Below are 7,502 nucleotides of genomic sequence, written 5' to 3' on the forward strand. Positions count from 1 at the left end.
CTGGCCAGGCTCGGCGCCAGCCGCGACCAGCTGGCCGCGACGCTGCGCGGGCTGGAGCAGCGCAGCGCTGAACTGCGGGGCGAGATCGGCGGCGCCGAGCGGCGGCTGGCCGAGCTGCGCGACGGCACGGTGGCGGAGGAGCGCCGCCTGCAGACCGCCCGCGCCGAGGCGCAGGCGGCCGAGCGCAGCCTGGCCGAGCGGCGGCAGGCCCTGGCCGGGCTGGATGCCGAGGCCCGCGCCGCCGAGGCGGCCCGGCAGGACCAGGCAAGGCTGCGGCAGGAGGCGGAGGGGCTGCGCGCCGAGGTCGCCGGGCTGGAGCGGCGGCGGGATGCGCTGGCAAACGAGATCGCCAGCGCCCAGGGCCGGCTGGACACCCAGCGGCGCGACCTGGCCGACATCCTCTCCCGCATCGCGCGGGAGCGGAGCGAGGGCAGCAACGCCATCCCCGCCTCGGTCGGGACGGAAGGCGGCGGCGAGCGGCGCTAGTGTCCCGAATCCGAAGTTCGCCGCCACTGGCGGCGCCCTTCGGTCCGGGCTGCTCGCCTTTGTTTTCGGTGGCCTGCTGATCCGCTGCGTTCGCAGCCGGTGGCTGCGAACGCAGCGGGCAGGACACTATGGCGGTTTCCGTTCGCCATGGCTCACGGCAACCGCTCCCGCCATTTGATCCTACGGGCATCTTCACCCGCTCAGGTGCTTTCACCTGAGCGGGTCTGCTCGAATGCCCGCCGCGCGAGGCGTTAATCCCAAGGGTCTTTCGGGATGACCCTTGGGATCGGCCTGCCGCGCCCGGGCCGCCCCCGAGCGCCGCCCGGCGGCTTGGCCGGCTGCGCCGGCCGCGGGTCATCCGGGGCGGCCGGCGGCATCAGCCTGGGCCGCGCGCCGCCTTCTCCTTCGCCAGCAGGGCGCGCTTGCGCGGCACGCCCCAGCGATAGCCGGTCAGGTCGCCATCCTTGCCCACCACCCGGTGGCAGGGCACGGCCAGCGAGACATGGTTCTGCGCGCAGGCCCGGGCCACCGCGCGGACCGCGCGCGGCGCGCCGATCGCCTCGGCCATCTGGCCATAGGTGCGGGTCTCGCCGAAGGGGATGGCCACCAGCGCCTCCCACACCCTTCGCTGGAAGGCGGTGCCGCGCAGGTCGAGCGGGAGGGCGAGCGCCGCCTGCGGCTCGGCGAGGAATTCCACCACCTGCCGGATGGTCGCGGCCAGCGCCTCGGGCGCCGGCTCGACCCGCGCCTGCGGGAAGCGGCGGCGCAGGTCGCCTTCCAGCGCCGTTTCGTCCTCGGCGAAGCCGATGAAGCAGACCCCGCGCTCGGTCGCGCCGACCATCAGCGGCCCGAGCGCGCTCATCGCCGTCGCGGTGCGGATGGTCTCGCCGGCGCCGCCGCGGCGGGCGGCGCCAGGGGTCATGCCCAGCACCTGGCCGGGCGCCTCATAGACCCGGCTCTCGCTGCCATAGCCGGCGCCGGCCACCGCCTCCGCCACTCGTTCCCCGGCCGAGAGCGCCGCCTGCAGCCGCCGGGCTCGCACCGATTCGGCGTAGGAGCGCGGGGTGACGCCGGTGATCTCCTTGAACAGCCGGAGGAAATGGTGCCGGGCATAGCCGGCGCGGTCGGCCAGCGCCGCCAGGCTCGGGATGGTCTCGCTCGCCTCGATCAGGTCGCAGGCGGCGCGGATGGCTGCGGCATGGATGGCGGCGCGGTCGCCGCGCGGGTCGCAGCGCTTGCAGGCGCGGAAGCCGGCGGCCTCGGCGGCCGGGACATCCGCATAGAAGCGGGTGTTGCGGCGGAGCGGCGGGCGGCTGGGGCAGCCGGGGCGGCAGAAGACGCCCTGCGTCGTCACCGCGTAGAGGAAGGGCCCGCAGGAAGGGGCCGGGTCTCGCGCCAGCAGGGCATCCCAGCGGGCGTCGTCCAGGGTGGGGATGGGGGCCATGTGCGTCATGTCCCCAGCCTGCCCGGATGCCCCGCACCGGGCCATCCGCGCGTTGCGCCGGCATCGCGCCGGCGGCAGGCCTATTTCGAGTATTTCGCCGCGGCGGCGGCGGCGAGCAGGCCAAAGGCCCAGGGCAGCACGTTGAGAATCTCGTTCACGGAAATCGTCCTTGCGCGGCAGGGCCCTCGTGGCCCCGCCTCCTTGCTCTCTAGATGGGCCCGAAAAACATTACCGACCAATAATGCGTTCGGATCGCAGCCATGCGCAGAACGAATGGCGCCGCCGGCTACCCCACAGCGGAGGGGCCCTGCGCAACGCCCAAGGGTCAGCCCGGACGGGTCCCGGCCATCCGCCAGGGTCTCGATCCGCCGGGTTCCGCCGCGGCGTGCCCGGCCCGCGCCCCGGCGATGGCCGGTCGGACCCGCCGCCCCGCGTCGCCCCTGCATGACGGCGCCGCCATGCGGCGGCGCGGCCCCGGCCGGGATCGGCACGGCGGCGGGCACGCTGCAAGGGGCGGCGGCGACCCCTGGCCCGGGGCGCCGTGGCGCCCCGGCGGCGGGCGCCGGGTCACGGGGCCGGGCGGCGCCCCCTCGCTTCAGGTGGTGTCGCCCTCGGCCTTCCGGCGCTGCTCCTTCAGCCGGTCCTGCCCGCCCGGCATGCGCGGGTTGAGGGCCATCGCCGCCTCCAGCGTCCGCAGGGCGCCGGTGGCATTCCCCGCCTCGTCCTGCAGCAGCGCCAGGCTGAGCAGCGCCATCCAGTGCCGCGGCTCCAGCCGCAGCGCCTCCTGCAGGTCGCGCGCCGCGGCGGCATTGTCGCCCGCCCGGGCATAGGCCTGGGCGCGCAGGAACCAGGCATCGGCGAAGTCCGGCTGCAGGGTGATGGCGGCGTCGAAATCCTCCAGCGCCTCGGCCGGCATCTGCGCCTCCACGTTGCGGACGCCGCGGCGCAGCAGCAGCGTGACGGACGGGCTGGCCCCCTGCGCCCAGAGCGCCTTGATGCGCGCCTCCACCAGCGCCGCCCCGGCCTCGTCCGGGGCGGATCGCAGCGCCTCGAAGGCGCGGTCGAGTTCGGCCCGGCGCGCCTCGGCGGTGCGGGCGGCCGGGCTGGGCGGCGGGGCGGGCGGGGCCTGCGCCAGGGCGATGGAGGGCAGCAGGAGCAGCAGGGCGGGAAGCCGGCGCATGCCGTGAAAGTCGGGCGCCGGGCGGCGGCTGGCAAGGGCGGCCATGCGCCCCGCCGCCCCGGGCCGGGTCAGAGCAGGAAATCGGCCGCCGCCAGCGCCAGGGTCCCGGTGAGGGCGAGGCGGAACTCCACCGTCGCCGGCACCCCGTCCAGGTCGGCGATGACGACGGTGTCGCCGCCGCCCTGGAACCAGGCGAGGCCGTGCCCCTGCGACAGCGCCGCCGCCTGGCCGGCGAAGGCCAGCACGCCGGTATCCAGCGCCGTCAGGTCCAGCCGGTCCTGCCCCGGGTTGAAATCCGTCACCCGGTCGGCCAGGTCGCCCGGCGCGGCGAAGGCGAAGAGATCGGCCCCGGCGCCGCCGGTCAGCGTATCCGCGCCGGCGCCGTCGGCCAGGCTGTCATCGCCGGCGCCGCCCCGGAGCAGGTCGTCGCCGCCGCCGCCCGCCAGCGTATCCGCCCCGGTGCCGCCCAGCAGCACGTCGTTGCCCGGCGTGCCGGCGACCGACTTGGCGGCGAAGCCTTCCCCGGTCGGCGCCAGCACGCGGGTCACGATGCCGCGGCCCTGCACGTATTCCAGCGCGATGTTGCCGCCGGCCAGCTGCACCAGGCTGGGATATTGCTGGTTGTCGAAGGCATCCTGCTCCAGGCGGAATTCCGGGCCGACCGCGTTGCCGGCGGCGTCGAAGCGCTGGCCATAGACACCCCAGCCGCTGCCGTCCTGCACGCTCGATCCCCAGCCGACGAAGAAGCCGCCATCCGACAGCGCGGTGACCGAGGGGTCGACTTGGTCGGACTTCGTATAGGTGTTCACGTGGAACTCGCCGCCCACCGCGGCGCCGCCGGCATCGTAGCGCTGGCCGTAGATGCCGGCGGTGAAATCCTCCTGCCGCGAGGACGCCCAGGTGACGACGAAGCCGCCGCCCGCCAGCGCGGCGACCGAAGGGGTGGTCTGGTCGCCGAGGGTCGTGGTGCTGGCATGCACCTCCCCGCCCAGCGCGGCGCCGTCGGCGCCGTAGCGCTGCAGGTAGATGCCGTCGCCATTGCCGTCCTGCCCGGCAGAGCTCCAGGCGACGACGAAGCCGCCGCCCGCCAGCCCTGCCACGGCGGGCAGCCACTGGTTGAACGGGGTGGCGGTGCTGACATGGAATTCGCCGCCCAGCCGGGCCCCGGCGGCGTCGAAGCGCTGGGCATAGACGCCGTAGCCGTCGCCGTCCTGGGACATCGAGCTCCAGGCGCTGACGAAGCCGCCATCCGCCAGCGCGGCGGTCGAGGCCGCGAGCTGGTCGTTGGCGGTGAAGGTGTTGACCTGGAACTCGTCCCCGAGCCTGGCGCCGGCTGCATCGAAGCGCTGGCCGAAGATCCCGGCGGAATCGCCATCCTGCAAGAAGGATGTCCAGGTGACGACGAAGCCGCCGCCCTTCAGCCCGGCGGCCGAGGAGGCGTCCTGCGACCCCACGGTGGTGGTGTTGACCCAGAACTCGCCGCCGATCCTGCTGCCGGAGGCGTCGTAGCGCTGGCCGAGCACGCCGTAGAAGTCGCCGGTCGATTCCAAGGAATTCCAGGTGGCGACGAAGCTGCCATCGGCCAGCGCCCCGACCTGCTCGTGGCTGTTCCCCCGCGGCTTGTAGTCGACGAAGCGGCTGTCATGGATGGCGAGGCTGGCCGGTGCGCCGGCCCAGCCGGTGGGGATGCCGCCGGTGACGGCCGCCACGCCGTTGATCGAGAGGGCGAGGCCGGCGGCATCGTCCTGGAAGGCCGCCACCAGCGTGCCGTCGGCCAGCCCGGCCAGCTTCGGGTGGTACTGGCCGCTGAGCGTCGGCGCCTGCAGATAGGTCTCCCCGCCCAGCCGGGCGCCGGCGGCATCGTAGCGCTGGCCGTAGATGCCGCCGCCGCTGCGGTCCTGGAAGAGCGAGGTCCAGCCGATGACGAAGCCGCCATCCGCCATGCCGGTGACGGCCGGCAGGTACTGGTCGTTGAAGGTGGTGGTGTTGGCCAGGAACTCGCCGCCGACCTTGGTGCCGTTCGCATCGTAGCGCTGGCCGAAGACGCCGAAGCCGCTGCCGTCCTGCGACTGCGAGGCCCAGACGATGACGAAGCCGCCGTCCTGCAACGCCGCGACGGCGGAGTCCTGCTGGTTGCCCTGCGTGGTGGTGTTGACCAGGGTGCGGGGGCTGTCGATGAGGCCATCGTACAGCACGTAGCGGACATCGTCGCTGCCGTCCGGGGTGGCATTGGTCGTCCAGCTCAGCACGACCTTGCCGGTGGTGAGCGGCGTGATGGAGCCGAAGCGCTGGTCGTTGCCGGTGATGGCGGCGGGCCAGGACTGGGAGTCCTGCAGCGCGTTGCCGCTCGAGTCGAAGTACCGGTAGAAGAAATTGAAGCCCGACCCGTCCAGGTCGAAGGAGATCCAGGACCCGATCAGCCTGACGTCGAAGGGCGCGATGTCGGCGGCGTTCTGGTCGCTGGCGGTGGCGACGTTCAGGCGGAACTCGCCGGTGGCCGGGACGCCGGCGGCGTCGAAGACCCGGGCATAGGCGCCGCTGCCGTCGCCATCCTGGCCCCGGGAGGTCCAGGCGACGACGAAGCCGCCCCCCGGCATGGCCTTCACCGCCGGCTCGGACTGGTCGTTGTCGGTGGTGGCGTTGACCTGCACCGGGCCGCCCACCGCCACCCCGGCGGCGGTGTAGCGCTGGGCGAAGACGCCGGTGCCGCCGGCATCCTTCCCGGTCCAGGCGAGGACGAAGCCGCCGCCCTCCAGCGCCACGATGTCGTGGTTCGCCCGCCCGCTCGTCCCGGCGCCGACCAGCGGCGCGGCCGAGACATGCGCCGGATCGGTGGCCAGGGCGGTGAAGCCCGGCGGCACCAGCAGGGTCTGCGCGGCGATGTCCACCGTCACGGTCGCGCCGGCGCTGGCGCCGGCGGTGTCCTTCACCGTGAAGCCGAAGCTGTCGCTGCCGGTGGCGCCGGCATCCGGCGTGTAGGTGAAGCGGCCATCGGCGCCGATGGTCACCTGGCCCTTGGCCGGCCCGGCATCCAGGGCGAAGGCCAGCGTATCGCCGGCATCCGGGTCCAGCGCGGTCAGCCGGCCGCTGGCCGCCTGCCCCTGGTTGGTCGCCACCTTGCTGGCGATGGCGACCGGCGGCTGGTTGGCCGGCGCTGGCGCATCGGTGGCCAGCACCAGGTCGTCCACCGACCAGCCGACCAGGTTGCCGATGGCCGAGCCGAAGGTGACATGGTTCGACCCGTTCCGCGCGAAGGCGTCGAAGAACGCTGCCGTGCTGCCGGCGAAGGGCGTGCCGCCGTTCAGGGTGATGCTGCGGGCGAGGTAGTCGATCGCCACCCGCGTGCCCTCGGCCAGCGTGCCGAGGCCGAGTTCGCCCGCCGAGGCGTCCTGCACCACGCCGCCGGCGGCGTCGCCATTGGTGTCGCGCAGCGTGGCGCCGTCGCTGTCCAGGATGACCGTGGTGCGGCCGCCGTTCAGCACCCGCACGGTGAAGCTGGCCTGCAGCAGCGCCCGGCCACCGGCGACGGCGAAATCGACCGATTCGCCATCCGCGAGGCGGGAGGCGTTGCCGCCGGGGTCGAAGCCGCCGCCGCCCAGCAGGCCGAAGCCGAGGTCGTTGCCGAACACCACGCGGTTGCCGTCATCCGCCGCGTCGAAGCCGGCGCTGTCCAGCCGGCCGGGGCCGATCCGGCCGAGGCCGGTGATGACCACCGGGTCGTTGCCGCGGCTCAGCAGGCCGCCGAGATCGACCAGCCTGCCGCCGCCCGAGATGTCGGCCAGGTTCTGCGCGGTGACGCCCTGGCCGACGCGGAGGTCGCCGGTGCCGTCCACCTTGCCGGCGGCGGCGGGATCGATGCCGTTCGAGAGGTCGATGCCCACCGCATTGGCGGCGTTGAAGGCATCGAGCTGCGCCTGGGTGGCGGAGAAGGCGAGGAATTGCTGCCACTCGGTCCCGGTGTAGTCGACGGTGCCGGTGGCAAGCTTGCGGGTGGCGAAATCCTCCGCCTCGTCCAGCAATTCCAGCTGCGGCCCGGTATTGCCGCCATTAAGGAAATCCACGGCCCGCGTGCCGAACCACAGATAGGATGCCGTCGTTCCCGGCCTGGTTGCCATGCCTTCTTCCCCGCCCCGCGCCCTTCTCGTCGGCGGGCACGGTGCGTTGGGAATACGACATCGACCAGCAATCCTGAGTTGATAAAAATGACGTTTTCTACACTGTCGCGTCCCGGCGCATGGCGGTCGCAACGGCGCGGCGATTGAGACGCCCGGCTTCGCCCCGGCACGGCCGCCCGGTGGTGGTTGCCGCGCGTGGCGGCCGGGCCGGATGCCTCGCCATCGGGCGGGGGCCGGCGCCTGGGCGGGCGCCGCCGGGCCGCGGGCGCGGCTGGCG

At 74.0% G+C, this 7,502-nt stretch carries 4 protein-coding genes; 1 reads left to right on the top strand and 3 read right to left on the bottom strand.

The annotated features are described in order from the left end of the window. Window positions 1-486 (top strand): hypothetical protein (locus E2C05_RS33390; protein ID WP_205083074.1); only part of this gene is annotated, 486 nt, incomplete at its 5' end. 376 nt (window positions 487-862) lie between these two features. Here E2C05_RS33390 and ada read toward each other — a convergent pair. From ada to E2C05_RS33395, 3 genes are all read right to left on the bottom strand, one after another. Continuing rightward, on the bottom strand, window positions 863-1,930 hold the full coding sequence (gene ada, locus E2C05_RS26085; protein WP_240046895.1) for a bifunctional DNA-binding transcriptional regulator/O6-methylguanine-DNA methyltransferase Ada: 1,068 nt from the start codon (window positions 1,928-1,930) through the stop codon (window positions 863-865). A 595-nt stretch (window positions 1,931-2,525) separates the two neighbouring features. Continuing rightward, a complete protein-coding gene (locus E2C05_RS26090; RefSeq protein ID WP_205083084.1) occupies window positions 2,526-3,110 on the bottom strand; it encodes a tetratricopeptide repeat protein in 585 nt (194 codons plus the stop codon). A gap of 68 nt (window positions 3,111-3,178) precedes the next feature. Then, on the bottom strand, window positions 3,179-7,225 hold the full coding sequence (locus tag E2C05_RS33395) for an Ig-like domain-containing protein (RefSeq protein WP_158292375.1): 4,047 nt from the start codon (window positions 7,223-7,225) through the stop codon (window positions 3,179-3,181). Window positions 7,226-7,502: the final 277 nt, after the last annotated feature.

This window comes from Paracraurococcus ruber (assembly GCF_004353985.1).
GTDB classification, from domain to species: Bacteria; Pseudomonadota; Alphaproteobacteria; order Acetobacterales; family Acetobacteraceae; genus Paracraurococcus; species Paracraurococcus ruber.

Excerpts from the sequence above, each read along its gene's own strand:
- E2C05_RS33395 (WP_158292375.1), bottom strand. The coding sequence starts at position 7,225 with ATGGCAACCAGGCCGGGAACGACGGCATCCTATCTGTGGTTCGGCACG.
- ada (WP_240046895.1), bottom strand. The coding sequence starts at position 1,930 with ATGGCCCCCATCCCCACCCTGGACGACGCCCGCTGGGATGCCCTGCTG.
- E2C05_RS26090 (WP_205083084.1), bottom strand. The coding sequence starts at position 3,110 with ATGCGCCGGCTTCCCGCCCTGCTGCTCCTGCTGCCCTCCATCGCCCTG.